Origin of the sequence: Lactococcus sp. LG1267 (assembly GCF_017309545.1) — a bacterium.
Classification (GTDB): Bacteria; Bacillota; Bacilli; order Lactobacillales; family Streptococcaceae; genus Lactococcus; species Lactococcus petauri.
In genome coordinates this window covers 1891539-1918166 of the sequence record NZ_CP071295.1, presented here as the reverse complement: position 1 = coordinate 1918166, position 26628 = coordinate 1891539, and the positions used below count along the sequence as shown (strand labels likewise).

The 26628-nt window shown below is 38.1% G+C and carries 27 protein-coding genes and 2 tRNA genes; 25 read left to right on the top strand and 4 right to left on the bottom strand.

What is annotated here, in order from left to right; genetic code table 11:
* Positions 1-30 precede the first annotated feature (30 nt).
* The 9 genes from J0J33_RS09360 (at position 31) to der (ending at position 10786) form a co-directional block, all read left to right on the top strand.
* Complete coding sequence (locus J0J33_RS09360) at positions 31-1122, top strand: WxL domain-containing protein (RefSeq protein WP_019293359.1); 1092 nt, start codon at positions 31-33, stop codon at positions 1120-1122.
* A gap of 87 nt (positions 1123-1209) precedes the next feature.
* Positions 1210-2112, top strand: coding sequence for an alpha/beta hydrolase (locus J0J33_RS09355; protein WP_240265675.1), 903 nt, complete (start codon positions 1210-1212; stop codon positions 2110-2112).
* Positions 2113-2136: 24 nt separating this feature from the next.
* The gene (locus tag J0J33_RS09350) at positions 2137-2538 is read left to right on the top strand and encodes a hypothetical protein (protein WP_206921829.1); all 402 of its coding nucleotides are present in this window, start codon (positions 2137-2139) and stop codon (positions 2536-2538) included.
* A 119-nt stretch (positions 2539-2657) separates the two neighbouring features.
* Positions 2658-4394 (top strand): ribonuclease J, encoded by a 1737-nt coding sequence (locus J0J33_RS09345; RefSeq protein WP_019293356.1) that lies wholly within the window; start codon positions 2658-2660, stop codon positions 4392-4394.
* Positions 4395-4525: 131 nt separating this feature from the next.
* Positions 4526-5848, top strand: coding sequence for a TrkH family potassium uptake protein (locus tag J0J33_RS09340; RefSeq protein WP_206887594.1), 1323 nt, complete (start codon positions 4526-4528; stop codon positions 5846-5848).
* A gap of 1 nt (position 5849) precedes the next feature.
* The gene (locus J0J33_RS09335) at positions 5850-6503 is read left to right on the top strand and encodes a TrkA family potassium uptake protein (protein ID WP_017369238.1); all 654 of its coding nucleotides are present in this window, start codon (positions 5850-5852) and stop codon (positions 6501-6503) included.
* 89 nt (positions 6504-6592) lie between these two features.
* Positions 6593-8149 (top strand): signal recognition particle protein, encoded by a 1557-nt coding sequence (ffh, locus tag J0J33_RS09330; protein ID WP_046400953.1) that lies wholly within the window; start codon positions 6593-6595, stop codon positions 8147-8149.
* 118 nt (positions 8150-8267) lie between these two features.
* Positions 8268-9293, top strand: coding sequence for an AI-2E family transporter (locus tag J0J33_RS09325; protein ID WP_019293354.1), 1026 nt, complete (start codon positions 8268-8270; stop codon positions 9291-9293).
* Between the two features lie 182 nt (positions 9294-9475).
* Positions 9476-10786: a ribosome biogenesis GTPase Der gene (gene der / locus J0J33_RS09320; RefSeq protein WP_206887592.1), complete on the top strand. Its 1311-nt coding sequence runs from the start codon at positions 9476-9478 to the stop codon at positions 10784-10786.
* Between the two features lie 65 nt (positions 10787-10851).
* Here der and J0J33_RS09315 read toward each other — a convergent pair whose 3' ends face one another.
* Entirely contained in the window at positions 10852-11550 is a 699-nt protein-coding gene (locus J0J33_RS09315) for an LrgB family protein (protein ID WP_004256157.1), read from the bottom strand.
* A complete protein-coding gene (locus J0J33_RS09310; RefSeq protein WP_019291799.1) occupies positions 11550-11945 on the bottom strand; it encodes a CidA/LrgA family protein in 396 nt (131 codons plus the stop codon). Before J0J33_RS09310 ends, J0J33_RS09315 begins: the two co-directional genes overlap by 1 nt.
* 231 nt (positions 11946-12176) lie before the next feature.
* Here J0J33_RS09310 and rimP point away from each other — a divergent pair, with 231 nt between their 5' ends.
* The 13 genes from rimP (at position 12177) to J0J33_RS09245 (ending at position 22822) form a co-directional block, all read left to right on the top strand.
* Positions 12177-12653, top strand: coding sequence for a ribosome maturation factor RimP (gene rimP / locus J0J33_RS09305; protein ID WP_019293047.1), 477 nt, complete (start codon positions 12177-12179; stop codon positions 12651-12653).
* Between the two features lie 91 nt (positions 12654-12744).
* Entirely contained in the window at positions 12745-13872 is a 1128-nt protein-coding gene (gene nusA / locus J0J33_RS09300; protein ID WP_004256172.1) for a transcription termination factor NusA, read from the top strand.
* 4 nt (positions 13873-13876) lie between these two features.
* Positions 13877-14197, top strand: coding sequence for an RNase P modulator RnpM (rnpM, locus tag J0J33_RS09295; RefSeq protein ID WP_004256176.1), 321 nt, complete (start codon positions 13877-13879; stop codon positions 14195-14197).
* 7 nt (positions 14198-14204) lie between these two features.
* Entirely contained in the window at positions 14205-14510 is a 306-nt protein-coding gene (locus J0J33_RS09290; protein ID WP_004256177.1) for a YlxQ-related RNA-binding protein, read from the top strand.
* 18 nt (positions 14511-14528) lie between these two features.
* Complete coding sequence (gene infB / locus J0J33_RS09285) at positions 14529-17246, top strand: translation initiation factor IF-2 (protein WP_019293691.1); 2718 nt, start codon at positions 14529-14531, stop codon at positions 17244-17246.
* 42 nt (positions 17247-17288) lie between these two features.
* Entirely contained in the window at positions 17289-17645 is a 357-nt protein-coding gene (gene rbfA, locus J0J33_RS09280; RefSeq protein ID WP_003135548.1) for a 30S ribosome-binding factor RbfA, read from the top strand.
* A gap of 171 nt (positions 17646-17816) precedes the next feature.
* Complete coding sequence (locus tag J0J33_RS09275) at positions 17817-18749, top strand: cation diffusion facilitator family transporter (protein WP_117517224.1); 933 nt, start codon at positions 17817-17819, stop codon at positions 18747-18749.
* Positions 18750-18818: 69 nt separating this feature from the next.
* A complete protein-coding gene (locus J0J33_RS09270) occupies positions 18819-18992 on the top strand; it encodes a hypothetical protein (protein ID WP_153925191.1) in 174 nt (57 codons plus the stop codon).
* A 172-nt stretch (positions 18993-19164) separates the two neighbouring features.
* Complete coding sequence (manA, locus tag J0J33_RS09265; protein ID WP_019335467.1) at positions 19165-20121, top strand: mannose-6-phosphate isomerase, class I; 957 nt, start codon at positions 19165-19167, stop codon at positions 20119-20121.
* 52 nt (positions 20122-20173) lie between these two features.
* The gene (locus J0J33_RS09260; protein WP_240265672.1) at positions 20174-20347 is read left to right on the top strand and encodes a hypothetical protein; all 174 of its coding nucleotides are present in this window, start codon (positions 20174-20176) and stop codon (positions 20345-20347) included.
* Positions 20340-20561, top strand: a complete 222-nt coding sequence (locus tag J0J33_RS09255) for a hypothetical protein (protein ID WP_117517228.1) — start codon at positions 20340-20342, stop codon at positions 20559-20561. Before J0J33_RS09260 ends, J0J33_RS09255 begins: the two co-directional genes overlap by 8 nt.
* A 184-nt stretch (positions 20562-20745) precedes the next feature.
* A complete protein-coding gene (locus J0J33_RS09250; RefSeq protein WP_191672799.1) occupies positions 20746-22509 on the top strand; it encodes an oleate hydratase in 1764 nt (587 codons plus the stop codon).
* Positions 22510-22734: 225 nt separating this feature from the next.
* A tRNA-Ser gene (locus tag J0J33_RS09245) sits at positions 22735-22822 on the top strand.
* 65 nt (positions 22823-22887) lie between these two features.
* Here the strand turns inward: J0J33_RS09245 and J0J33_RS09240 are convergent.
* Both J0J33_RS09240 and J0J33_RS09235 read right to left on the bottom strand, forming a co-directional pair.
* A tRNA-Arg gene (locus J0J33_RS09240) sits at positions 22888-22960 on the bottom strand.
* 33 nt (positions 22961-22993) lie between these two features.
* Positions 22994-23986: a Gfo/Idh/MocA family protein gene (locus J0J33_RS09235; protein ID WP_198495185.1), complete on the bottom strand. Its 993-nt coding sequence runs from the start codon at positions 23984-23986 to the stop codon at positions 22994-22996.
* Positions 23987-24235: 249 nt separating this feature from the next.
* Between J0J33_RS09235 and udk the strand changes: the two genes are divergently transcribed.
* The 3 genes from udk (at position 24236) to J0J33_RS09220 (ending at position 26605) form a co-directional block, all read left to right on the top strand.
* Complete coding sequence (gene udk / locus J0J33_RS09230) at positions 24236-24859, top strand: uridine kinase (protein WP_003135541.1); 624 nt, start codon at positions 24236-24238, stop codon at positions 24857-24859.
* Between the two features lie 157 nt (positions 24860-25016).
* Complete coding sequence (gene pta / locus J0J33_RS09225) at positions 25017-25997, top strand: phosphate acetyltransferase (RefSeq protein WP_004256194.1); 981 nt, start codon at positions 25017-25019, stop codon at positions 25995-25997.
* 218 nt (positions 25998-26215) lie between these two features.
* Entirely contained in the window at positions 26216-26605 is a 390-nt protein-coding gene (locus tag J0J33_RS09220; RefSeq protein ID WP_206887590.1) for a hypothetical protein, read from the top strand.
* The last annotated feature ends 23 nt before the right edge of the window (positions 26606-26628 follow it).

Below are 26628 nucleotides of genomic sequence, written 5' to 3'. Positions count from 1 at the left end.
GAGAGGAGAAAAATGAAACGATTTTTTATAATGGGCGCAGTTCTGTCTGTTGCTCTTCCAAGTATGCTTGCAGTTAATAGGGTATCAGCAGCAGTGCCAGTTATTGCACCTAAGGCAACAATAACGATTACTCAAAAGCTTACAGCAGGAAATATTATTCTCTCAGAAAATATGGCAAAAACGCTCACTGAAAGTCAACTTCAATCTTTGATGGAAGTAAAGGGGCAAGACTTAACAGGCCTAAAGCTTGACGGAAATACTTTAGCGACTGCCAATGGCGGGCTAAATGGTAAAGATTATATTGACATTCCAGTTACGTGGTCAACGACAAATGAAACAGCACAAGCGCATCTTGTCGTTGTTTCTGATGATGCAATCATCTCCTCTGATCGTCAGAAAGCGATCAATGCATACCCGGTAACTTTAGGGCAGGATATCGCTAATACGATTGGAGCTAACAGTGATCAGACAACACTTGATTATTATACGCAAGCAAAAGCTTATCATTCTGACGGAACAGTTAGTTCAGCAGCTTTAGAGGATTCTGCTGCATATTTTACGGCCTTGAAGAATGCTCAATCTAATGACAATATTGATGTGACTTACAATTTTTCGAGCTCAGATAAAAGCATTTCCAAAACTATTGCCATATCTATCTTTACAGGGAGTCTAAATTTTACTAGTGCACCATCTACAATGGATTTTGGACAGCTAAAAGTTAAAAATAATAATGTGGTTGATTTTCCTGCCTATGATCAGGATCTTGTAGTTACCGATACAAGACAAAGCAGCAAGAATACAGGATGGACAATGTTTGTAAAAGAAAGTCAGCCCTTAGTTGAAGTTGATGCTACGGGTACACCAATTACTGGTGGTCATTCACTAGCTGGGACTTTATTCTTTAGTGCTGATGGCAGCAACCATACCGTACTTTCATCAAGTAATGCTCAAGTACAAAGTCAGCCAAGTGGCACGAATGGTGGAACCTTTAATCTCAGCCAAAATTGGGGAAGTACAACGAAAAAAGGGCTCTATCTTGATGTACCTGTGACCCAACAATATGCAGCAAAATATCAAGGAGAACTGACATGGACATTGTCTGATGTTCCAGGTAATAAATAGAAGGAAAAAGGAGATTTTAACTCTCTTTTTTTTTTATGGAGAAGAAAACAATTAAAGTTGTTACACAAGTCGTGTTATAATAGGCTCATGTTAACTTTTTTAATACTAGTGTTGGCTCTCATTTTTTTAGTTCTTATTGTTAGCTTTGGTCTGTTTATATTTATTGAAAATAAAAATCGTAGCATTTGGATTCAACAACCCCAAAGCAATGATCCTCTTTATCCCGAATGGTACGCTTTTATGCAAGCCAAAAAAGAAGAATGGTGTTTACAGACACACGATAATTTAACGCTTAAGGCCTGGTATTTACCAGCGACAAAGCCGACAGATAAGACTATCTTGTTGGCTAACGGGTATAAATCTGTTCGAGACAGATATGGTGCTTTTGGTTGGCTCTTTCATGAACTGGGCTACAATGTCCTCATGCCGGATTATCGTGCAGGTGCAAAAAGTCCAGGAAAATTCATTGGTTTTGGTTGGTTAGACCGTAAAGATAACCTAGGCTGGATTAAACAGATTATTGAGAAAAGTCCTAAAAGTGAAATCGCAATGTTTGGTATTTCGATGGGTGCCTCTGCAACAATGATGCTTTCGGGGGAAAACTTACCTGAACATGTTAAGTGTTTTATTGAAGACTGTGGTTATGATACGGTTTGGAACGAGTTGGCTCATAAAGCAAAGCATGATTATCATTTGCCACAATTTCCGCTGATTCACCTCCTTTCTTTTTGGTCTAAACTTTTTGCGGGGTACGATTGGAAGGAAGCCTCGTCAATTACGCAATTAAATAAAAATACGAAGCCGTTCCTCTTTATCCACGGAGATCAGGATACTTTTGTTCCCATGGAAATGGTGCATCGAAACTATGAAGCAACAAAAGGGCCAAAGGAAATCTATATTGCAAAAGGAGGTCGACATGTGCGGTCTTACGAAATAGATAAAGAAAAATATCGCGAAGTAGTAGCAAACTTTTTAAAGACTTATTTTTAATTGAAAGAAAATCAAGGAGGTGCGATGTACATAAGCGCAAAGGAAATAGAGGACTACATATCACAGTCGCCTAATCCACAACTTTTAAGACAAGTTACGCAGTTGGTTAAGACAGTGTTTCCAGATGAAAACTTGCGTTATTTTGATAATGGAAGAACTTTTTCCGCTCTCGCTTTGGGAGCAAATTCTCATCCAAGTCCAGGATACGAAGAAGCTGGTATGCTTAATATTTCTGCTCAAAAAAATTATGTTGCGCTCTATTTTTATGGAAGTAATGTGACTTTACAGGAGCGATTTCCAAAGTCAGTTATAGGACGAGGTTGTTTGCGGATTAAAAATCAAAAGTTTTTCGCAAAATACGAAGAAGATATACGGGAAAGCTTAAAAATGTTAAGTAACGATAAACCGCATGATATGAGGGATTGACGAATATTTGATTGATTTTTTGCTTGCTTTGAGTTATACTTATAGTAAGTATTCTCGGTAGGGATTGGAATGCCAATCCCTTTTATTACGAAATAAGAAAGGTTTTAATTAATAAATAAATGGCAGATATAAAAATTACACCCTTAGGCGGTGTACGCGAATTTGGTAAAAATATGTACTTAGCAGAGGTGAACGAACAAATATTCGTTCTCGATGCTGGTCTGAAATATGCGGACAGTGACATGTTAGGAATTGACTTTGTTATTCCAGACATTGACTATTTAGTTGAAAATGCTGATCGTGTTGCAGGGATTTTCTTGACGCATGGTCATGCCGATTCGATTGGCGCATTACCTTATATCGTTTCTGAATTACGTGTTCCTGTATTTGGGAGTGAGTTGACGATTGAACTTGCGAAGATTAATGTGCGCAATTATGATGGCAGCAAGAAGTTTAAGGATTTCCACGTGGTCAACGAAGAAACAGAAATTGATTTTGGTCAAGCTGTAATTTCCTTCTTTTCAACAACACATACAATTCCAGAATCAATGGGGATTGTCATTGGAACTGACTCCGGAAATATTGTTTATACAGGAGATTTCCGTTTTGATCCAGCAGTTGCGCCTGGCTATCGTACAAACATGCGACGCCTTGCTGAAATTGGAAGCAGTAAAGTCCTTGCTTTACTTTCAAGCTCACCAAATGCTTTGTCAACGGCTCAATCTGCAAGTGAACATGAAATCTACGAAAAAATATTTGACACAATTGATGAAGCACAAGGTCGTGTGATCATTGCTTGTAACGCAGGGAATCTCGGGCGCATCCAACAAGTCGTTGATGCAGCAATCAAGCTCGGACGCCATATCGTCTTTACTGGTCAAGATATGGACCAAATCGTCGAAACAGCAACACGTTTGAAGAAGTTGCAAATTGAAGATAAAAAAGCAATCATTAAACCAAATGAAATCAGTAAATATGCTGATGATGAGCTTGTTATCATTGAAACAGGACGTATGGGTGAACCCTTAAAAGTTCTCGGTGACATGGCGCACAAACGTCACAAATGGGTGAAAATCAAAGAAGGCGATGTAGCATTTGCTGTAACAACCCCTTCAGTAGCTTATGAAACATTAGTGGCACGCATTGAAAATGACGTTTATCGTGCAGGTGGTGTGATGAAGATGTTGGGTGGAGATTTAAAAGTTTCAGGTCATGCCAATGCGCGTGATTTGCAATTTATGATTGATATCTTACGACCTAAAAATCTTATCCCTATTCAAGGTGAATACCGTGAGTTACGTGCACATGCTGAATTAGCCATGGAAATGGGCATGCTTCCAGAGCACATCTTTATCGCGAAAAAAGGGGAATCTGTTTCATTCAACAAAAAAGACGAAATGATTCCTGCAGGTGTTGTACCAGCAGAAAACGTAATGATTGATGGTTCAGGTATTGGGGACATTGGTTCTGTCGTTTTACGAGACCGTAAAGTTTTGTCAGAAGACGGTATTTTCATTGCTGTTATCACTATCAGTAAGAGCGACCGTAAAATTATCAGTCAAACACGTGTACATACGCGTGGCTTTGTCTATGTCAAAACATCACGTGATTTGATGAAAGATGCAGGAAATTTGGTTAATGAAACCGTTGAAAAATATCTTGCAGGAACAACTTTCGATTGGTCAGAACTTAAGGGCGCTATTCGTGATGCTCTTGGTAAATTCCTCTACAACCAAACACGTCGTAAACCAGTTGTTCTTCCTGTCGTGATGGAAGCGCGTGCCCCACAAGAATTAACACGTCGTTACAAGAGCAACAAAAAGAAAGCAAATAAACCCACTGAAAAGTCTGAATAAGACTTCTAGGACAGGGTTTGTTCAAGAACGTTGAAAAATTATCATATAGTAAAGGCCTGTCTTTTGCTATATTTTTTTGATAATGGCAAGTTCCCAGGGCACAGAACTATAGGAGAGTAAGCAAGCGACTTATGCAGAAAAATTTAAAAAAATTAACAGCTTTGCAGATTATTTTTATCGCCTTTTTGACTCTTGTCATTGTGGGCGGGACACTGTTGAGTTTACCGATTTCCTCCAAAACAGGACAATTTACTCATCCTGTCGATGCGCTCTTTACAGCTGTATCAGCAACCTGTGTTACAGGTTTAACCGTTATTGATACAAGCGCTCACTGGTCGCTTTTTGGTCAAGTTATCTTACTTTTATTGATTGAAATTGGTGGATTAGGATTTATGACTTTGGTTGTCAGTATCTTTTTATTGCTCAACCAGAAGATGTCGCTTAAGTCCCGCTTGATTATTCAAGAATCATACAGCCTATCTGATATTAGCTCGGGTGTTCGTGTTGTTATCAATGTTTTAATCATTTCTTTTCTTATTCAATTTTGCGGAGGTGTTCTCTTGTCCTTTGCTTTTGTGCCAAAGTTTGGATTGGTTAAAGGTTTATGGTACAGTGTGTTCCATGCTATTTCGGCTTATTGTAATGCCGGCTTTGATTTGTTTGGTAATTCGCTCATGCTTTATGAACATTCTCATTATGTCTTAATGGTCATCGCCTCGATGATTGTATGCGGCAGTTTAGGTTTTATCGTTATGATGGACCTGCTTAACTACAAAAAGCAAAGAAAATTGTCTTTACATACACGTTTGGCATTGACAACAACAACTTTTCTCATCTTTGGTGGCATGATACTCTTTTTAATCTCTGATTTTGAAAGTGTAAGTAATAACCCAGCAATTTTTACCATGCAGAGTTTATTCTTATCGATTTCTCAGAGAACCGCGGGCTTTTCTATTCAAGAATACACTCTGTTTAGTCAGGCCAGTATCTTTTTGACAATTATGTTGATGATTATCGGTGGTACATCTGGGTCTACAGCAGGCGGTTTGAAGACGACAACAATCGGTGTTCTAGCACTCAATGTTCGTTCAATCATTAAACGTGACAAACATACAAGTTTTAAAAATAGAACTATTCCTCAAAGTGTTGTCAAACAAGCTTATGAGTCTGTTTTTCTTTATTTCTTTATGATGGTTATTGCAACTTTTGCCTTGCTCTTAACCAATCCAAAATTCCGTGTGGATCAGCTCTTGTTCGAAGTTATTTCTGCACTATCGACCGTGGGTTTAAGTATGGGAGTAACTCCAGGACTCAATATCCCAGGTAAGATTATCGTAGGAATTCTTATGTTTATCGGACGCGTTGGTGTCTTTACGATTATTTATTCTCTGAATGCCAAAGACAGTCATGAGTCGCTTTATAAATACCCTGAAGAAAAGGTAATGGTAGGTTAATATGAAATCATTTGTTGTTATAGGTCTGGGACGTTTTGGCTCAGCGGTTGCGAAAACGATCGCCGAAACGGAAGCAGATTTGCTCGTGATTGACCAGAACGAAGATCGTGTCAATCTTTTTAAGGATATGGTTCCTAATGCCATCATTGCCGATGCAAAAGATGAACGTGTCTTGGACGAGATAGGCATTCAAGATTTTGACGTTGCTATTGTAGCAATAGGTGAAGACATCCAGTCTTCTGTGCTAGTTACTATGCTAGCAAAAGATGCTGGAGTGCCTCAAGTAATAACCAAGGCTGTAGATAAAAATCATTATCGTCTTTTGGAAAAAATTGGCGCTGATCGTGTGGTTCTTCCTGAGGTAGAAATGGGACGTAAGATTGCCGAAAGTTTAATCTTTGAGAATATCAGTAATGTCGTGGACATTGCTGAGAATATTGAGTTCGCAGAAGTAAAAGTATGTTCACGTAAAATGAATAATCGGGTTATTTCTGAAATTGATGATTTTAATCATTACGACTTAAACATCAGCTATGTTAAGCATATTAATGGAAAAGTTGAAATAGCCTCAGGAGACACTCGACTCATGATTGGGGATTCACTCTTTGTCATTGGTCGTCCTGAAGATATCCAAAAACTTTCTGAACAAAATTAGAATTTTTCCAACTTCTGGTGGATTTAAGCCTCGACAGAATATGGTATAATAAAACTATCTGAATAAAATAATAGAACTGGAATATAAATATGGCTTTTGAAAATTTAACTGAACGTTTGCAAAATGTCTTTAAAAATTTGCGTGGCAAAAAGAAAATTACAGAACAAGATGTAACAGAAATTACGAAAGAAATACGTGTGGCCCTTCTTGAAGCCGACGTTGCTCTTCCTGTAGTGAAAAAGTTTATCAAAGCAATTCGCGAACGTGCGATTGGGACGGAAGTCTCAGAAGCACTGAATCCTGCGCAACAAATTATTTCGATTGTTAACGAAGAATTAACTGCGATTTTGGGTGGCGGCGAAGCTGAGCTGCTCAAATCACCTAAAATTCCAACAATCATCATGATGGTTGGTTTGCAAGGGGCAGGTAAAACAACCTTTGCTGGTAAACTTGCTAAAAAACTTAAAGAAGAACAAAATGCACGCCCAATGATGATTGCGGCTGACGTTTATCGTCCAGCAGCCATTGATCAATTAAAAACATTAGGTGAACAGCTTGATATTCCTGTCTATGATGAGGGAACAGCCGAAAGTCCGGTAAATATTGTTAAAAATGGTCTTGCTCAAGCACGTGAGGAGCGTAAAGACTATGTCTTGATTGATACGGCAGGTCGTCTCGAAATTGACGATAAGCTCATGAACGAGTTGCAAGAGATTAAAGACCTCGCACAACCAACCGAAATTCTGTTGGTTGTTGATGCCATGACAGGTCAAGTTGCTGCTCAAGTAGCGAAAACTTTTGATGAAAAATTAGATATCAGTGGTGTTATTATTACCAAACTTGATGGTGATACCCGTGGTGGTGCGGCTTTATCTATTCGAGAAATTACAGGAAAACCCATCAAATTTACTGGTACAGGTGAGAAACTGACCGACTTGGAAACTTTCTATCCTGATCGTATGAGCTCTCGTATCCTCGGTATGGGGGACATGTTGACCTTGATTGAAAAGGCTCAAGCACAGTTTGATGAAGAACAATCGATGAAGATGGCTGAAAAGATGGCGGAAAACCGTTTTGATTACAGCGACTTTGTGGAACAGCTTGACCAAGTGACAAACATGGGACCAATGGAAGACATTATGAAGATGATTCCAGGCATGTCACAAATGCCAGGAATTGAAAATGTTAAGGTTGATCCGAAAGACATTGCACGTAAACGTGCTATTGTGCTATCTATGACACCAGCTGAGCGTCAATTGGAAGTCGAACTTTCACCCGCTCGTCGTCGACGTATTGCTGCTGGTTCAGGAAATAGTTTTATCGAGGTTAACAAGTTCATCAAGCAATTCAATCAGTCTAAAGACATGATGCAAGGTATTATGAATGGCGACATGAATTCAATGATGCAGCAAATGATGGGCGGCGCTGGCGGTAAAATGCCAAACATGAAAAATATGCCTGGAGGTATGCCAGATATGTCCTCTCTAGGAGACTTGCAAGGTCTTATGGGAGGAGGAGCATCTTCCGGAACACCTGATATGAGCTCTATGTTCGGTGGTGGGCTCAAAGGTAAAGCTACACAATTTGCCATGAAACAAGCCATGAAACGGGCGCAGAAAAAAATGAAAAAAGGCAAAAAGAAATAAAATATAAAAGATACATCTTAAGATGTATCTTTTTGCATGCTAAACATGATATAATTTAGAAGCTTGAAAATGTGAAAATACAATTTTTTAATCTATAAAAATTGAAGGATGGGAATTAATGGAATACTACCAAAATTTTATAAAAAATGAAAAACTTAGAAGATGGGTCGTTTTGGCGTTTCTCATTGCTGTACTCTATTTTGTACGAAGCATTCTCCCACTGATGCTCTTGACTTTCGTCTTCAGCTACCTCGCCTATCGTTTTGTCAGCTTTATCGAGCGAAAAATTAAACTTCCTGGTAAAATAAGTGGTTTTATCCTATATGGTGTCATTCTTTTTTTAATCTACTTAGGTATTACGGAATATATTCCCGTATTGGTCAATCAGCTCACGCACCTCATCAATGCAGTAAGTAAGTTTTACCAGAACAACAGCAATGGCGAGAGTGCGCTGATGGATTCGATATATAATCTTTTTAAAGAATACAACTTGGCAGATAAACTGCAAAGCAGTTTGGGGACTTTGGTTGATTATGTAACCAGCTTTGGGAAAGGGTTACTCATTGTCGTTTTCGCCTTCTTAATGAGTTTCTTCTTCACTATTGATCGTAAAGAAACCAATAAATTCTCAGCTCTTTTCTTGGAAAGTGACTTTGCTTGGTTCTTTGAAGACGTCTATTATCTGGCAAGCAAATTCTTTACAGGCTTTGGTGTTGTCTTGGAAACGCAATTTATTATTGCTCTCGTTAATACCGCTTTGACACTTATTGCGTTAAGCTTCATGGGCTTTCCAGAGTTATTGAGTTTGGGCGTAATGATTTTCTTACTGAGCCTTGTTCCTGTTGCTGGTGTACTTGTCTCTTGTATTCCTTTATCCATCATCGGTTATTCTATCGGCGGGATTAGGGATGTCATCTTTGTGTTACTGATGGTTGCTTTAATCCATGCTCTTGAGTCTTATGTCCTCAACCCGCATCTGATGGCCCATAAGACAAAACTGCCTATGTTTTACACTTTCGTGATTCTTTTCTTAGGAGAACATTTCTTCGGTGTTTGGGGCCTTATCGTGGGAATTCCAATCTTTAACTTTGCCCTAGATATTCTCGGTGTGAAGGAGATTCCCTTTAAAAAACTTAAAAAATAATCAAAAGTGAGCAAGAATTCCGGGCTCACTTTTAATCTGAAAAGGCAGAGCTATAAAAATAGCCAGTAAAATGTTATAATTACAATGCATACTTTTTCTCTTTTAGATGAAAAGAAGAAGATGAGGAATAAGAGAAGTAAACTTATTACTGATATTACTGATAAGAAAAGGATAAAAAATAAATGACACTACCTACAGTAGCCATTGTCGGCCGACCAAATGTCGGAAAATCGACGATTTTTAACCGTATTGCTGGAGAACGTATCTCGATTGTTGAAGATATTCCTGGAGTAACACGTGACCGTATTTATGCCACAGGCGAATGGTTGAACAAAAAATTCTCGCTTATTGATACCGGAGGGATTGAACTTTCGGATGAGCCCTTCATGACACAGATCCGTGCCCAAGCAGAGATAGCGATGGAAGAAGCGGATGTTATCGTAGCTGTTGTGGATGGAGAAACAGGAATTACTGATGCTGATGAACATGTAGCACAAATTCTCTACCGTACAGATAAACCAGTTATCCTCGTTGTCAATAAAGTAGATAACCCGGAGCGCCGAATGGAAATCTTCGACTTCTATTCACTTGGTCTGGGAGAACCTTATCCTGTATCCGCTGTACACGGCTTAGGGACAGGGGACGTTCTTGATGCAATCATTGAAAACCTGCCAACAGAAACAGAAGAAGAAAATCCAGATGTCATCAAATTTAGTTTGATTGGTCGTCCAAACGTTGGTAAATCAAGTTTGATTAACGCTATTCTCGGAGAAGATCGTGTCATTGCCAGCCCTGTCGCAGGTACGACACGTGATGCGATTGATACAAGCTTTACTGATGCAGAAGGGCAAGAATTCCTCATGATTGATACAGCAGGGATGCGTAAATCTGGGAAAATCTACGAAAATACAGAAAAATATTCTGTAATGCGTGCTATGCGTGCTATTGATCGGAGCGACATTGTGCTTATGGTCATCAATGCAGAAGAGGGAATTCGTGAATACGATATGCGGATTGCTGGCTTCGCTCATGATGCAGGTAAGGGAATTCTTCTCGTAGTAAACAAGTGGGATACACTTGAAAAAGACAATTACACTATGAAAAAATTCGAAGACGATATTCGTTGGAAATTTAAATTCCTTGATTATGCACCGATTGTTTATGTTTCAGCTAAAACAGGTCAACGTCTTCATAAGCTTCCAGATATGATTAAGGAAATTCATCTTTCACAAAACCTTCGTATTTCAAGTTCTGTCTTGAATGATGTTATTATGGATGCAGTAGCAATTAATCCAACACCGACAGATAAAGGAAAACGTTTGAAGATTTTCTATGCAACCCAAGTTGCTGTTAAACCACCAACATTTGTGGTCTTTGTTAATGAAGAGGAGCTTATGCATTTCTCTTATATGCGTTTCTTAGAAAATCAAATCCGTAAAGCCTTTGTCTTTGAAGGTACACCAATTCATTTGATTGCACGTAAACGTAAATAATAAAAAGCTTGAAGTTAATCTTCAAGCTTTTTATTATAACTGGTTAGAATTTCAGACAGTTAGGCTCAATAACCCAGAATAATATGTGCCACTAAAGGTGCAAAAATCACGTACATAATCCCGGTTACACCAATCGCTAAAGCTCCCATGGCGCCTTGAACTTTTCCTAGTTCAATAGCAGTTCCTGTACCAACGGCATGTCCAGTGCCGCCGAGCACCACACCTTGGGCCACAGGGTCTTTAATTTTAAAAAGTTTCATCAATGGCACGCCAAGGACACTGGTCAAGATTCCGGTAGCCACGACCACGACAACCGTAATCGTTGTCACACCTTGCATTTTTTCTGTGATACCAATAGCCATCGCAGTAGTTACAGATTTTGGGAAAAGGGACAATGAAGCTAATTTTGATAAACCGAAAAATTTTAACAATAAGGCCGTAATAACTGTATTAATAAGAGCAGCAGCAGCGATACTGATTAAAATTGATCTTGCATGATGCTTCATGAGCTGGAAGGTTTTATACAAAGGAATACCTAAGGCAACAGTTGAAGGACCAATCAAGTCGTTTAGTATCGCGCCTCCTTTGTAATAATTCTCATAAGGTATTTTAGCTACAACCAAAATCAAAATAATAACGAGGGTTGCAAAAAGTAAGGGATTCGTCCAAGGCTTACGTATATTTTCATTGATACGTACACCAATAATAAATATTAAAATAGTAAGTGTTAAACCAAATAACGGGCTAGAAGTAATGGCATCCATCAGTTTACCTCTCTTTTATTTTTTAACAATTCTGGTTCGAGGTAATCTCCTTCATATTTGACTTTGATAAATTGAACCAAATGACCTAAAACAAAGACATTCACAATAAGAGCAAGAAGAACAATCAAAGCTATTTGCCACCAAAAATCGGAAATCAAGGACCATTTGGCCATGATTCCCACACCAGCAGGTAAAAATAAAATCGTCATGTTATTGATTAAGAAACTCCCAACCTCATCTACATCAGTGAATTTTAAAACTTTAAATTGCAACGCAAGGAATAAAAAAATCATTCCTAAAATACTCCCGGGAACAGGAAGATGCAAACTGTTTGACAGCGTATCTCCCACGAAAGAAAAACCAAAAATAATAAGTAACTGAAAATAAATTTTCATAAACATCTCCTATAAATTACACTCTTTTTATCATAGCCCTTTAATGCTAGATTTTCAAGAATTTTCAAAGAAATTTTATGTGCGAGTTAGGAAGTTTAAACGGTACACCCTGCGTAATCATGCCACTTGACAAACCGCAAAAATGTGCTATAATAGTCTTAAATAAAAAACTACTAGAAAGGAGCGTTCGTGAGGACGCTCCTTCTGTGTTGTTTTCTGAAAGGAGAAGAGATGTCAGAAACACTTGTAAAAACAGTAGAAGATTTCATCTTGCCTCACCTACCAGAAGAGTTTGAATTGATTGATGTTGAGTGGGAAAAACTTGGCGGAGATATGGTTTTGCGACTTTTGGTGGATAAGGCAGATGGCATTACGATTCAAGACACAGCCGATTTAAGTGAAATTCTTTCACCTTTGCTAGACACAATTTCGCCAGATCCATTTCCAACGGAAGGTTATATGCTTGAAGTTGCAAGCCCTGGTGCAGAACGTCCGCTTAAAAAAGCTGAACATTTTCAAAGTGCCATTGGTGAGTACATTCTTGTAAAACTTTATCAAAAAATTGAAGGCGAAAAAGAATTTGTTGGAGATTTGGTGAAGTTTGAGGACAACACCTTAACTGTAGAATATATGGATAAAGCCCGTAAGAAAACAGTTGAAATTCCAGCAGATAAGATTTCAAAAGCAACAACTTTAGTGAAGTTGTAAGAAATTCTAAATGCTCTGAGAGTAAGTCTCTCAACCGAAATAATAAAAAGAAAATATTTTCCAAAAAACTCAAGAAAGAGGAAAAAACAAAATGAGCAAGGAAATGCTTAACGCCTTTACAATGCTAGAAGAAGAAAAAGGCATTAAACAAGAGATTGTTATCGAAGCAATTGAGCAAGCAATCACAGCTGCTTACAAGCGCCAATATGGTCAAGCACAAAATGTGAAAGTTATTTTCGATGAGAAAAAAGGAAACTTCAATGTTTACTCAACACGTGAAATTGTGGATGAAGTCTTTGATAGCCGTCTTGAAATCTCACTTGAAGATGCCCAAGAATTAAACCCGCATTATGAAATTGGCGACAAAATCATGTTTGAAGAAAAACCAAAAGATTTTGCACGTACAGCAGCGGGAGCAGCTAAACAAGTTATCATGCAAAAAATGCGTGAAGAAGAACGTACAATCATTTACAATGAATACAGCCGTTATAAAGATGAAATCATCATGGGTACCGTTGAAAAAGTTGATGCGCGTGCAGTTTACGTTAACTTGGGCCGTGTGGATGCACTTTTGACAGCCAAAGACCGTATCAGTCAAGAAAATTATCACGTTGGTGACAAAGTGAAAGTTTATGTGACTGACGTACTTTTGACACCAAAAGGGACACGTGTCTTCATCAGCCGTACAGCGCCAGATATGCTTAAACGTATGTTTGAAAAAGAAATCCCTGAAGTTTACGATGGAACAGTAGAAATCAAATCTGTTGCGCGTGATGCAGGTGATCGTGCGAAAGTCATTGTCGAAAGTCATGATGAAAACGTCGATGCTATCGGTACAATGGTTGGTGCAAAAGGTGCACGTATTCAAGGTATTATCCGTGAGCTTGCTGGTGAAAAGATGGATATCATCGAATATAATGCCGACAAAGCAACCTTGATTGCCAACGCACTTAAACCAGCTCGTATCGAGCAAGTGGCTATCCGTGAAGACGGTTCAGCAATTGCAGTTGTTGCTCAAGATCAATTATCCTTAGCAATCGGTAAACGTGGACAAAATGTACGTCTTGCTGCACACGTTACAAACTGTAAGATTGATATCAAGTCCGAAGAAGATTTCCAAAAGGAAATGGCGGAGCTTGATGCACTTGTTGAAGAAGTAGATGAAATTGTAGAAGAAGTTGCTGAAACTGTTTCAGAAGAAGCAACAACTGAAGAATAGGCCTATGAAACAAAAAAAGACTCCCATGAGAAAGTCTGTAGTTTCTGGTGAGCAAATCGCTAAACGTGATCTTTTACGTATTGCTTTTAACAAAGAGGGGCAAATCTCCATTGACCCGACAGGTAAGGCACATGGCCGTGGTGCTTATATTGCCTTATCAAATGAAGAAGCACAGCTCGCTAAGAAGAGACATGTCTTTGATCGTACTTTCAGTACAAAAATCTCAGACGAATTTTATGACGAACTGATCAGTTATGTTGAACACCAAGTTGCACGCCGTGAATTAGCAGAAGCTACTTATTCGGCAGACTTGGCACCGGACTAAGACTAATATGAATAATACAAAAAAAGTATTGAATTTACTCGGTCTTGCTAAACGTGCAGGAAAAGTCATCACAGGGGAAGAACTTGTGGTTAAAGCCATTCAAAATGGCAAAGCCAGTTTAGTTTTTGTTGCCCATGATGCGTCAGAGAATTTGATCAAAAAAATCACCGATAAATCGAGTTACTATGAGGTAAGCGTCTTACAAACGTTCTCAGTAAATGAACTTTCAGTAGCAATTGGTGCTAATCGAAAAGTGTTAGCCATTGCTGATGATGGATTTGCAAAGAAAATGGAGAGCCTTATGACTAACTAAAAAATAAGGAGGACAACATTGTCTGATAAAAAACGAATTAATCAAATCGCAAAAGAAACAGGATTGAAAAATGCTGATCTTGTGTCAGCTGCACAAGAATTGGGCTTGGCTGTTAAAGCTCACTCAAGTTCAGTCACAGATGCTGAAGCAGAAAAAATCATTGCACGTGTGAAATCAGGAACTACTGCAACAGAAAAAACAGCTACTCCAGCAAAAGATACCCAGTCAAAAGCGAAAACATCAAAGAAAAAAGATGACGCGCCACGTACCTTTGCAGGAAAAGCAGTGGTTGAAGATCCTGCCATCTTGGCACGTATTAAAGCTAAAGAAGAAGCAGAAAAAGCCGCAAAGGTTGAAGCTGAAGTAAAGGCTGAACCAAAAGTGGAAGAAGTTAAAACAGTAAAACAAGAAAAAACAGCGCCAAAAGTAGAGAAGAAATCAGAAGCTCCAGCTCCAGCAGCGAAAAAGCAAGAAGAAAAAACTACTGAGCCAGTGAAAGAAGAACCTAAAAAAGCATTGGATAAAAAACCAAGGATTCAAATCAAAGTCGTAAAACGCGCAGAAGATATCAAAAAAGAAGCAGCGAAAAAAGATGCTGCTCGTCAAGAACGTCGTCAAAATGATCGCCGTAACAATGACAATCGTCGCGGTGGACAAGGTCGCAATCAAAATGACAATCGTCGCAATAATGATAACCAAAATCGTGGCGGCAATAAATTTGAGAGTAAACCCTCAACAGAAGTATTTACAGCACCTGCTACTTCCGGTAAAAACAATAACCGCCGTGATCGTGACCGCAAGAAAAACGAACACGACAAATCTTCAGATGGTCGTCGCCCAGGCGGACCATTGCGTGTAAATGATAACCGTAATCAAGTACGTAATGCACGTAACTCAAACTGGAATCAAAAAGGTCGCCGTGGAGGTAAAAACCAACAATCTGCCGCACCAGTATCTACTCGTAAATATCATGAATTACCAGAATCAGTGGAATATGCTGAAGGAATGAACGTTCAAGATATTGCAAAAGCAATCAAACGTGAACCAGCTGAGATCATCAAAAAACTTTTCATGATGGGAACAATGGTTAATCAAAACCAATCTCTTGATGAAGATACTTTGGAATTAATCCTTATGGATTATGGTATTACTCCAGTTAAAAAAGTGGAAGAAGACCAATCTGATATTGAACGTCTTTTCGTTGAAGAAGGTTACCTTAACGAAGAAAACATGGTAGAACGTCCAGCTGTTGTTACAATCATGGGTCACGTTGACCATGGTAAAACAACCTTGCTTGACCGTTTCCGTGAATCTCGTGTCACTGAAGGTGAAGCTGGTGGTATCACACAACATATCGGTGCTTATCAAATCAAAACAGGAGATAAGAAAATCACTTTCTTGGACACACCAGGGCACGAAGCATTCACAAGCATGCGTGCACGTGGTGCCTCAGTAACCGATATTACAATCTTGGTTGTTGCTGCTGATGATGGTGTTATGCCACAAACGATTGAAGCTATCAATCACTCAAAAGCTGCTGGTGTACCAATCATCGTTGCCATTAACAAAATTGATAAACCAGGTGCAAACCCACAGCGTGTAATTCAAGAATTAGCTGAACACGGTGTTATGTCACAAGCTTGGGGCGGTGAATCTGAATTTGTTGAAATCTCAGCTAAATTCAATCAAAATCTTGATGCTCTTTTGGAAACTGTTTTGCTTGTTGCTGAAATGCAAGAACTTAAAGCAGACCCAACTGTCCGTGCTATTGGTACAGTTGTTGAAGCACGTCTTGACCAAGGACGTGGTGCTATTGCCACACTCTTGGTACAACAAGGTACACTTCACGTTCAAGACCCAATCGTTGTTGGTAACACATACGGTCGTGTACGTACGATGACAAATGACTTGGGTCGTCGTATTAAAGAAGCTTTGCCATCAACACCAGTCGAATTGACAGGTCTCTCTGATGTGCCTCAAGCTGGTGATCATTTCGCCGTCTTTGAAGATGAAAAATCTGCACGTGCAGCTGGTGAAGAACGTGCCAAACGTGCCCAATTGATTAAACGTCAAAGCACTCGCCGTGTAAGTCTTGATAACCTCTTTGATACACTTAAAGAAGGTCAAGTTAAAACAGTTAACATCATCATCAAGGCTGATGTACAAGGTACAGCTGAAGCGATGGCTGCTTCCTTACAAAAAATTGATGTTGAAGGTGTAAAAGTTGATATCGTTCACGCGGCAGTTGGTGCGATTAGTGAATCAGACGTTTCATTAGCAGCAGCTTCAAATGCGATTATCATCGGTTTCAATGTTCGTCCAACGGGACTTGCACGTGAGCAAGCGGAGCATGAAGATGTAGATATTCGTCTTCACAGCATCATCTATAAAGTTATCGAAGAAATCGAAACAGCCATGCGTGGTATGCTGGATCCAGAATACAAAGAAGAAATTATCGGTGAAGCGATTGTCCGTGAAACATTCAACGTTTCTAAAGTTGGTACAATTGCCGGATTTATGGTTATCCGTGGTAAAGTTCAACGTGATGCCAGCGTTCGAGTTATTCGTGACGGTGTAGTTATCCATGATGGAGCTATTGCTAGCTTGAAACATTACAAAGATGATGTTAAAGAAGTCGGTAATGCACAAGAAGGTGGTTTGATGGTAGAAAACTACAACGACATTCTTGTTGACGATACATTTGAAGTTTATAAAATGGTTGAAATCAAGCGTTAAAATTTAAAATGTTTGAGGAAAAAATAAAAAAGGAGAATGATTATGGGCACTTCCTTCCGCAGTGACCGTGTGGCTGTCGAAATCCAACGTGAAATCAATGATATTTTGCGTCATAAGATTCGAGATCCCCGCGTTCAAGATGTGAATATTACAGATGTTCAAGTGACAGGTGATTTGAGTCAAGCAACAGTTTATTACAGCTTGCTGTCTAACCTTGCCAGTGACAATGAAAAAGCTAAAAAAGGTCTGGAAAAAGCTACAGGTCTTGTTAAACGTGAGTTAGCACAACGTATGACCATGTATCGTATCCCGGATTTGAAGTTTGCCAAAGATGAATCTGTCGAATATGGATCAAAAATCGATGAACTTCTCCGTAATTTGGATAAACCAGAATATTAATAAAAAAAATAAGCACTCATCATTGAGGCTTATTTTTTTTTATATATAGTCTGCAAAAATGAGGGGACTGTGCTATAATACTCATGGCAAAATGCTAAAAGTCACACTTGTATGTGCAAAGCAGGTTATTGTGTTAAAATCAAATTAAAAAGTATAATGAGGAAAAATATTATGGCAGAAAAAGAACATACTGGCATGGGATCCGTGATTGCAGCCCTTGGTGCCAATGTACTAGTGGCAATAAGTAAGTTTGTAGGTTATGCCTTAAGTGGTAGTGCGGCAATGCTCAACGAAAGCATACATAGTTTAGTTGACTGTGGAAATCAAGTTTTGTTGCTTTTTGGTGATAAGCGTGCCAAAAGAGCACAAAGCCAGGTCCATCCTTTTGGAGAAGCGCGTGCAAAATACTTTTTTAGCATGTTGGTCGCTACTTTCCTGTTTTTTGGTGGTGGCGTTATTGGTGTAATGGAGGCTTATGACAAGCTAGTCCACCCTGCTCATGAGGTCAATAATCCTTTGCTTCTGATTGCTATCTTACTCTTTGGCATGATTATAGAGGGCAGTTCACTTCGCGTTGCTTTTAAAGAAATTAAAGAGCTCAATACCGAAAAATTACCCTTGTTTAGATTTTTGCATGAGAGCCGACACAGTGAGATTTTAGTTATCTTTGCGGAGGATTTCTGTGCCATTATTGGTTTAATGTTAGCACTTGGAGGAACAGTTCTCACTTTTCTTACAGGAAACCCCATGTATGATGCTCTGTCCGGAATCTTGATTGGTTTATTGCTTATGGCAGCAGCAGTTTTTTTGGTGCGAGAGTTCTATAGTTTAATTGTTGGTGAAAGTGTCACTGCTTCAGATTTAGAAAAAATAACACGTAGCTTTATTCGTGAAACAGTTAAACAGTTGATTGATATCAAGACAATCCACATCGGTCCAACCGAAATTCTAATTGCGGCAAAGATTGATATTCCAGCAGAGTATGAAGCACACAGCTATGAAATTATTAATGCAATCGAAAAAGATATTCGAAAAGCACTGCCGGACAAAAAGTCTTACATATATATCGAAGTCGATGAATTTGATAATAATTATCAGCATTAAAGCGAGTAATTATCAATAAATTGGAGACTAACGATTGCGTTTTTATAATTTATCTGATATATTATGTTTATGAAACAACACTGGATGGACAAAATTGCAGATAAATTATATATTGACGGTGTTCATCCATTGGTTATCTTGATGGTGTGGGAAATTGCCTTGATTGCAATTTTATTTGTGATTATTGCATTATTTGTTGCTGAAATACCGAATGTTTTATCTCATATAAATTTTAAATACTGACTGACACTAAAAAGCGATTTTTTGAAATGAAGATTGATACAAGATAAAAGAGCGAATCCTTAGAGGAAGCTTTTTTATTTTATAAAAATACAAAAAGATTGCTTGTACAGGAAAAATAAACCGCTTTTGTGCTATAATGAACGAAGTATTATTAAACAAATGAGGAGAAAAAATGTCAATAGAACCATTATTTTTAGATTCCGTATTGCAAGAAAAACTCTGGGGTGGTGATCACCTTAAATCTTTTGGCTATGAATTACCATCTGATAAAATCGGTGAATACTGGGCAATTTCAGCTCATCCACATGGTGTTTCAACAATTAAAAATGGAAAATTCGCTGGACAAAAATTAGACAAGGTATTTGACCAACACCGTGAGCTTTTCGGCAATACGAAAGAAGAAGTATTTCCTCTCTTAACAAAAATCTTGGACGCCAATGACTGGCTTTCAGTGCAAGTTCATCCAAATGATGAATATGGTATGAAGCATGAAGGCGAGCTTGGTAAAACAGAATGTTGGTATATCATTTCAGCAGAAGAAGGTTCTGAGATTATTTATGGACATAATGCAAAATCACGTGAAGAACTTGCAGAAATGATTAATTCGGGAGACTGGGATCACTTACTACGCAAAGTTAAAGTCAAAGCAGGTGATTTTTTCCATGTACCTGCAGGAACAATGCATGCAATTGGTGCGGGCATTGTTATTCTGGAAACGCAACAATCAAGCGACACAACTTACCGTGTATATGATTTCGATCGTAAGGATGACCAAGGCAATCTTCGTGAATTACACATACAACAATCAATTGATGTGCTTCACATTCCAGGGGATCAAACACCAGAAAACAAAGTTCAAGTCGTTAAAGAAGAAAATGCAGACTTAACAACTTTGGTAAAATCAGAGTTCTTTGACGTTTATAAATGGTCAATTCACGGTACACAAGACTTTGAAGCTACAGCAGACTATATGCTCGTGTCTATTCTTGAAGGAAAAGGACAACTTACGGTGGCTGATAAAACGTATGCATTATCGAAAGGCGACCACTTCATCCTCCCTACAGGGATTGAGCAATGGCAACTTTCAGGTAATATGGAAATTATTGCTAGCAATCCAGTAGCACATTAAGCATAAAAAAAGCACCTCCTTAGGGTGTTTTTTTGTTTTAAAATGTATTAGTTTGATCTTCAAATCAGGTTTAACTTTATTATCAGCATCAATGCCATCAGCCGTTGGTATGGTTCAAGCGAGTAATGTGAATGTAGAGCAAGAACCAGATTCAGAAGCGTTGGAGTTCACCTTCCACGAGTATCTCTTTCTCGAACAGTACCTATCCCATAGAGCTTATGAATAAAAATAAAGAGCGTGCTTATTACGTCTTTATATTTGTGGTGAATTTCTCTGTCTTGCTCTTATTTTCTGAACGGATAACACTTAGAGAGATTTTTCTTCTCTTCTTTGTCTCTATTCTCATACATGCTTTGGCAATCTATCATGCTAAAAAGAGACAAAAACTTAGAGCATTACATTGTGCAAAAAATAAAAAGAAAACACAGAAAAGCTTTTAGTAAAAAGGTAATATACAGGGTGAAATGAAGCAAGTGATATCAAGATAAGGAGCTGGTTTTTGTTTGAGCTTCTTTTTTACTCAAAAAATATAGACTTGTCCAAAAGAGCCAGAAGAAATTTGAAATCGCTCTCTTTTAAGAATATAATCAAATTATAAGAACAATTAGAAAAGAGGGATTGAATATGCGTTATACAAACGGAAATTATGAAGCTTTTGTTCGACCAAGAAAACCACAAGAGGCTGACAAGAAGTCTGCCTATATTGTCGGGGCAGGTCTTGCAGGACTGGCTGCGGCTGTCTTTCTGATCAGAGATGGTCAAGTCCCAGGGAGTCGTATTCATATTTTAGAAGAACTTTCTCTTTCAGGCGGCTCTTTAGACGGTTCGTTTATTCCACATGATGGCTTTGTGATTCGTGGAGGACGTGAAATGGAAAACCATTTTGAGTGTCTTTGGGATCTTTTTCATTCTATTCCAAGTCTGGAAGTAGAAAATGCTTCAGTTTTAGATGAATTTTACTATTTAGATAAGGATGATCCTAACTCTTCTAATTGTCGCATTATTGCGAATCGTGGTGAACGTGTTGCTGATGATGGACAATTTACCTTAAGTCGACAAGCTCAAGATGAAATCGTGAAGCTTTTCATGGCACAAGAAGAAAGTTTGGTAGGCAAAAAAATTGAAGATGTTTTCAGTGAAGAATTTTTTGAATCAAACTTTTGGCTTTACTGGTGCTCAATGTTTGCTTTTGAAAAATGGCACTCAGCGATTGAAATGCGCCGCTACATTATGCGATTTATTCATCATATCAAGGGACTACCAGACTTCACAGCACTAAAATTTACAAAGTATAATCAATACGAATCTTTAGTAAAACCCTTGCTTGCCTTTTTGAAAGACCATGGTGTAATCTTCCAATATGAAGCACAAGTTGAAAATATTGAAGTAGATTTTTCGAACAACAAAAAAGTAGCTAAGAAAATTATATTTGCAGATGGAAAAGTACAAGACTTGACGGAAGATGACCTTGTTTTTGTGACGAATGGTTCAATTACTGAAAGTTCAACACAAGGAAGTCCAACAGAAGCAGCTCCAATTACAAAAGATTTAGGTGGCTCTTGGAAACTTTGGAAAAATCTGGCTGCGCAGTCTCCAGAATTTGGGAAACCAGAAGTCTTTTATGACAACTTGCCTGATGAAAGTTGGTTTGTATCGGCGACCGTGACTTGGAAAAATCTCAAAATTCAACCTTATTTTGAAAAACTAACCCATCGTGAATTACGTTCAGGTAAAGTTGTGACAGGCGGAATTATCACTATTAAGGATTCAAACTGGCTGATGAGTTTCACTACCCATCGTCAACCTCATTTTAAGGAACAAAAAGATGGTGAAACTGTGACATGGGTTTATGGTCTCTTGTCTAATACACCAGGGAACTATATTAAAAAACCAATTGAGAAATGTACCGGTGAGGAAATAACACAAGAGCTCCTTTATCATTTGGGTATGCCTGAAGCAGAAATAGAGGAATTTGTTAAAGAAAATACTAATACGATTCCAGTTTATATGCCCTTTATTACCTCTTACTTTATGTTACGTGAGCCAGGGGATCGTCCTCAAGTGATTCCGGAAAATTCTGTGAATCTTGCCTTTATTGGGAATTTTGCTGAGACAGAGAGAGATACGGTCTTCACAACCGAGTATTCGGTACGTACCGCGATGGAAGCTGTTTATCAATTTCTAAATGTAGAGCGTGGTGTCCCTGAAGTTTTTGCTTCGGCTTACGACTTGCGCACACTAGCTCGCTCGGTTTATTATCTTTCAGACAAAAAGAAATTGATGGAAATGGATTTGCCTCTTTTGAAAAAAGAATCTTTGAAATTTGGTTTGAAGAAGATAAAAGGTACCTATCTTGAAGATATCCTTAAAGATGCAGGACTACTTTAAAAGAAGTAAAAGTATATTTCTGTTTCAGTTTATTTTGACTTGAGCTCCTTTTAAGGAGCAAACAGTATAATACATTTATTCCAATAAAATTTTTTCATAAAACTCCTGCTCTTCCATGTCATGTGGAAGAGTTTTTTAATTATTGTTATCACAAACTACACATAAATTGGCATTTATGGCAGAGGATATGGTATAATATATTTTGAAAATTGATAATTAACATTTGGAGAATTACTCAAGAGGCTGAAGAGGTACGCTTGGAAAGTGTATAGGTGGGTAAAACCGCGCATGGGTTCGAATCCCATATTCTCCTTTATAGGTTTTATGCCTCAATTGAATAAGTATAAAAAAAGCTTCCTTAAGGAAGCTTTTTTTTAATGATCCCTGCCAGGTTCGAACTGGCGATTCAGACTTAGGAGGTCCGGGTTATATCCAATTTAACTAAGGGATCAGAAGACTCCGATATGGAGTCAATGATTAAATCTTATTTTTTATCAGCTTCAAAGACGATTCCTGCACTTTGGCGCATCATATAACTTGTTTCAGAAACATCTTGTGCCAACTGGTGCAAGTCTTTGTAGAGTGAACGAGCAGCAGGAGTTGAAATAGTTTCAATGATTTCAGCAAAGTGGAGAGCTTCATCAAGGAGAGAATGTTTTGGCGGTGTAACCTTGATAACTTCCTTGCTTCCATCAAAACGAATAAATTTTGCAGAGGTTATAGCATTTACACCATCTAAAATCAGGGTACCTTGATCTGTGTAAATTTCACTTGAGAGATAGCTTGTGAGGTTTCCTGCGCATTTGATTGCAACTTTGAAATCACCATAATCCAAGCTTCCAATACCAGAAATATCCACACCACTTGGCAGAAGGACAGCATCGTAGCAAGCAGACTGTGGTTTGTCAAACCAATAAACGGCTGCATAGAGGAGATAAACACCTAAATCAGCGAGCAAGCCGCCAGAAAATTTGCTGTTGAATTTATTGGGAAGTTTTCCAGCTAATAGTGCAGGCATTTTTGAAGAGTATTTTGAATAGGTAAAATCAGCCCCAACAACTTTTTTATCTGCTAAGAATAAATTGATGGTCTCAAAGGCTTGTTCATGGATGTTTCGGGCAGCCTCGAAAAAGAGAACGTCATTTTCATCCGCTAACTTGATAATTTCAGCTAATTCTTGTGGATTTGAAAATGCTGGTTTTTCAACGATGATATTGTTACCTGCTAAAATAGCAGCCTTCGCTTGTTCAAAATGAATAGCATTTGGGCTGGCAATATAGATGATATCCAAATCATGCTTGAAAAAATCATCTAAATCATCGTAAAGTTCGATATCGTCAAAGTCTTCTGTAAAAGATACTGCACTCTCAAGATTACGTGAGAAAACAGCCTCAAGACTATATTTTTTGGTGAGATGGGCAGCTTCGACAAAAGATCCACTAATCCACCCAGTACCGATAATTCCAAGTTTAAGCATCATACACCCCTTTTCTTATCAAAAATTTATTAAAACCATTATAGCAAATTTTTTGGTAAAACTCATTTAAAACTAATGCATGAGCTATGAAAATAGTAGTCACTAAATTTTTTAAGTGTTAAAAAAGATTGGTTTGAAATAGTTTTTAGAGCTGAAGCTGGTTCAGTTTTATGATAAAATAGGGAGAATAACATAATATCCCTAAGAAATTGAAGTTATAGTGGATACATAAAATATGGAGAAGTAATTTTGAAAAAACCATTGATTATCGGTGTAACAGGTGGCTCAGCAAGTGGGAAAACCAGCGTGTCTCAAGCAATTTTATCTATGTTTAAAGATGAAAATATTGCTATGATTGAACATGACAGTTACTATAAAGATCAATCACAATTGACATTTGAAGAACGTACAAAGACAAACTACGACCATCCATTGGCTTTTGATACAGACTACCTGATTGCCCAATTAAAAGAGTTGCAAAATGGTCGTGCTGTTGATATCCCAACCTATGATTATGCCAACCATACACGAAGTGAAAAAACTTACCGACAAGAACCTGTAGATGTCTTGATTGTAGAAGGAATCTTAGTTTTAGAAAACGAAAAGCTGCGTAACTTAATGGATATTAAGGTGTTCGTGGATACAGATGATGATGTACGCATTTTACGTCGTATTCGTCGTGATATTGAAGAACGTGGGCGTACTTTAGATTCTGTTATTACACAATATATGGATGCTGTAAAACCGATGTATCATCAATTTATTGAACCAACGAAACGATATGCGGATGTCATTATTCCAGAAGGCGTTTCAAATACTGTTGGGGTAGATATCTTAACTACAAAAATCGCCAGTATTTTGCATGGAGAGTAAGAAGCAATCGCAAGATTGTTTTTTTATTCGAAAAAAGAATGTACAGAAGAAACTCTTCTATCCATAATATTAAAAAAACGTTTACATAAGTGGGCATTTTTTGTGACATTGTGATATAATCATTATTGAAATTCTAAAAATAGTAAAAGGAAGTATTATGGAACTCTTTGAATCGCTCAAACAAAAAATTTCTGGCAAAGGCCTACAAATTGTCTTTCCTGAAGGAACAGATGCGCGTGTATTAGGCGCAGCTAACCGTCTGTACGCAGATAAATTGATTACCCCAGTATTTATTGGGAATATCTCTGAAGTAACAGGTACTTTAATCTCACGTGGGATTAATCCAGATGGTTTTCAAATCTACGATCCATTGAACTGTGAACGTTTTGAGAAAATGGTCGAAATTTTTGTTGAACGTCGTAAAGGTAAAGTAACAGAAGAGCAAGCGCGTGAAATCCTTAAAGATTCAAACTATTTTGGAACAATGCTTGTACATATGGGTATCGCTGATGGTATGGTTTCAGGTGCAGTTCATTCAACTGCGGACACTGTCCGTCCTGCCCTACAAATCATTAAAACTAAACCAGGTGTGAAATCCGTATCAGGTGCATTCATTATGGTTCGTGGCCGTGACGACAATGAAAAGTATATCTTTGCCGATTGTGCGATTAACATTGATCCAGATGCAAATACCTTGGCAGATATCGCCGTGGCTTCAGCGGAAACAGCAAAACTCTTTGATATTGATCCAAAAGTTGCAATGCTATCTTTCTCAACTAAGGGTTCAGGTAAATCAGATGATGTGACTAAAGTCGTTGAAGCAACAGCATTGGTCAAAGAAGAACATCCAGAGCTTGATATCGATGGCGAACTTCAATTTGATGCAGCGTTCTCTCCAGCAGTTGCCCGTCAAAAATCACCAGATAGCCCAGTGGCAGGACGTTCAAATGTATTTATCTTCCCAGATATCCAATCTGGTAATATTGGCTACAAAATTGCTCAACGTCTAGGAAACTTTGAAGCAATTGGTCCAATCTTGCAAGGACTGAACGCACCAATCTCTGATCTTTCTCGTGGAAGTAACGAAGAAGATGTTTATAAACTTGCTATTATTACAGCTGCTCAAGCACTTAAATAATATAGGAGTTTAAAAAATCATGACAAAATGTTATGGTTTTTTATTATCTTTGATTGTTTTTAATGTGCAGCGTTCATTCTACCTACAGTCAGATTGGAATGATGGACGAAAAACTTAAAAATTTTTTTGAGAGCTTTCCTTTTTGAATATCTGCACTACTTTAGTGTTAATTTAAGCTTATAGTTATAAAATACAGTCATCAAACCAACGGAGAAAAGATGAAACGAGCGAAAATTTGTGCCTTGATTGGGAGTATTTTTACAACCCTTATTGCTGTATTAATGATGTTTGCCTTTATTCGATTCATAATTAACTGGGAAGGAAAAGATCTGGAAATGACTCTGACCATTGCAGGGCATAGTGGCCTTTTTCTATTGAAACTTTTTGCTTTAGTGTTTGTCATTGTTATGTCAATCATGATTGTAAATTGGGTCTCCTTTATTCGAATGGATCGACCAACAGGTGGAATATGGCAACTTTATCAGTTAGTTATTGGAAGTTTCTATATTTTAATTTCAATGCTAAATTTATACGTGATGGTAGTGGCTCTACCATTAGGGCTCTGTTTCGTTCTAGCCTTTATATTAGCGCGTATGGATAGTGTGTAAAAGAGTTTGCCTGTGCAAGCTCT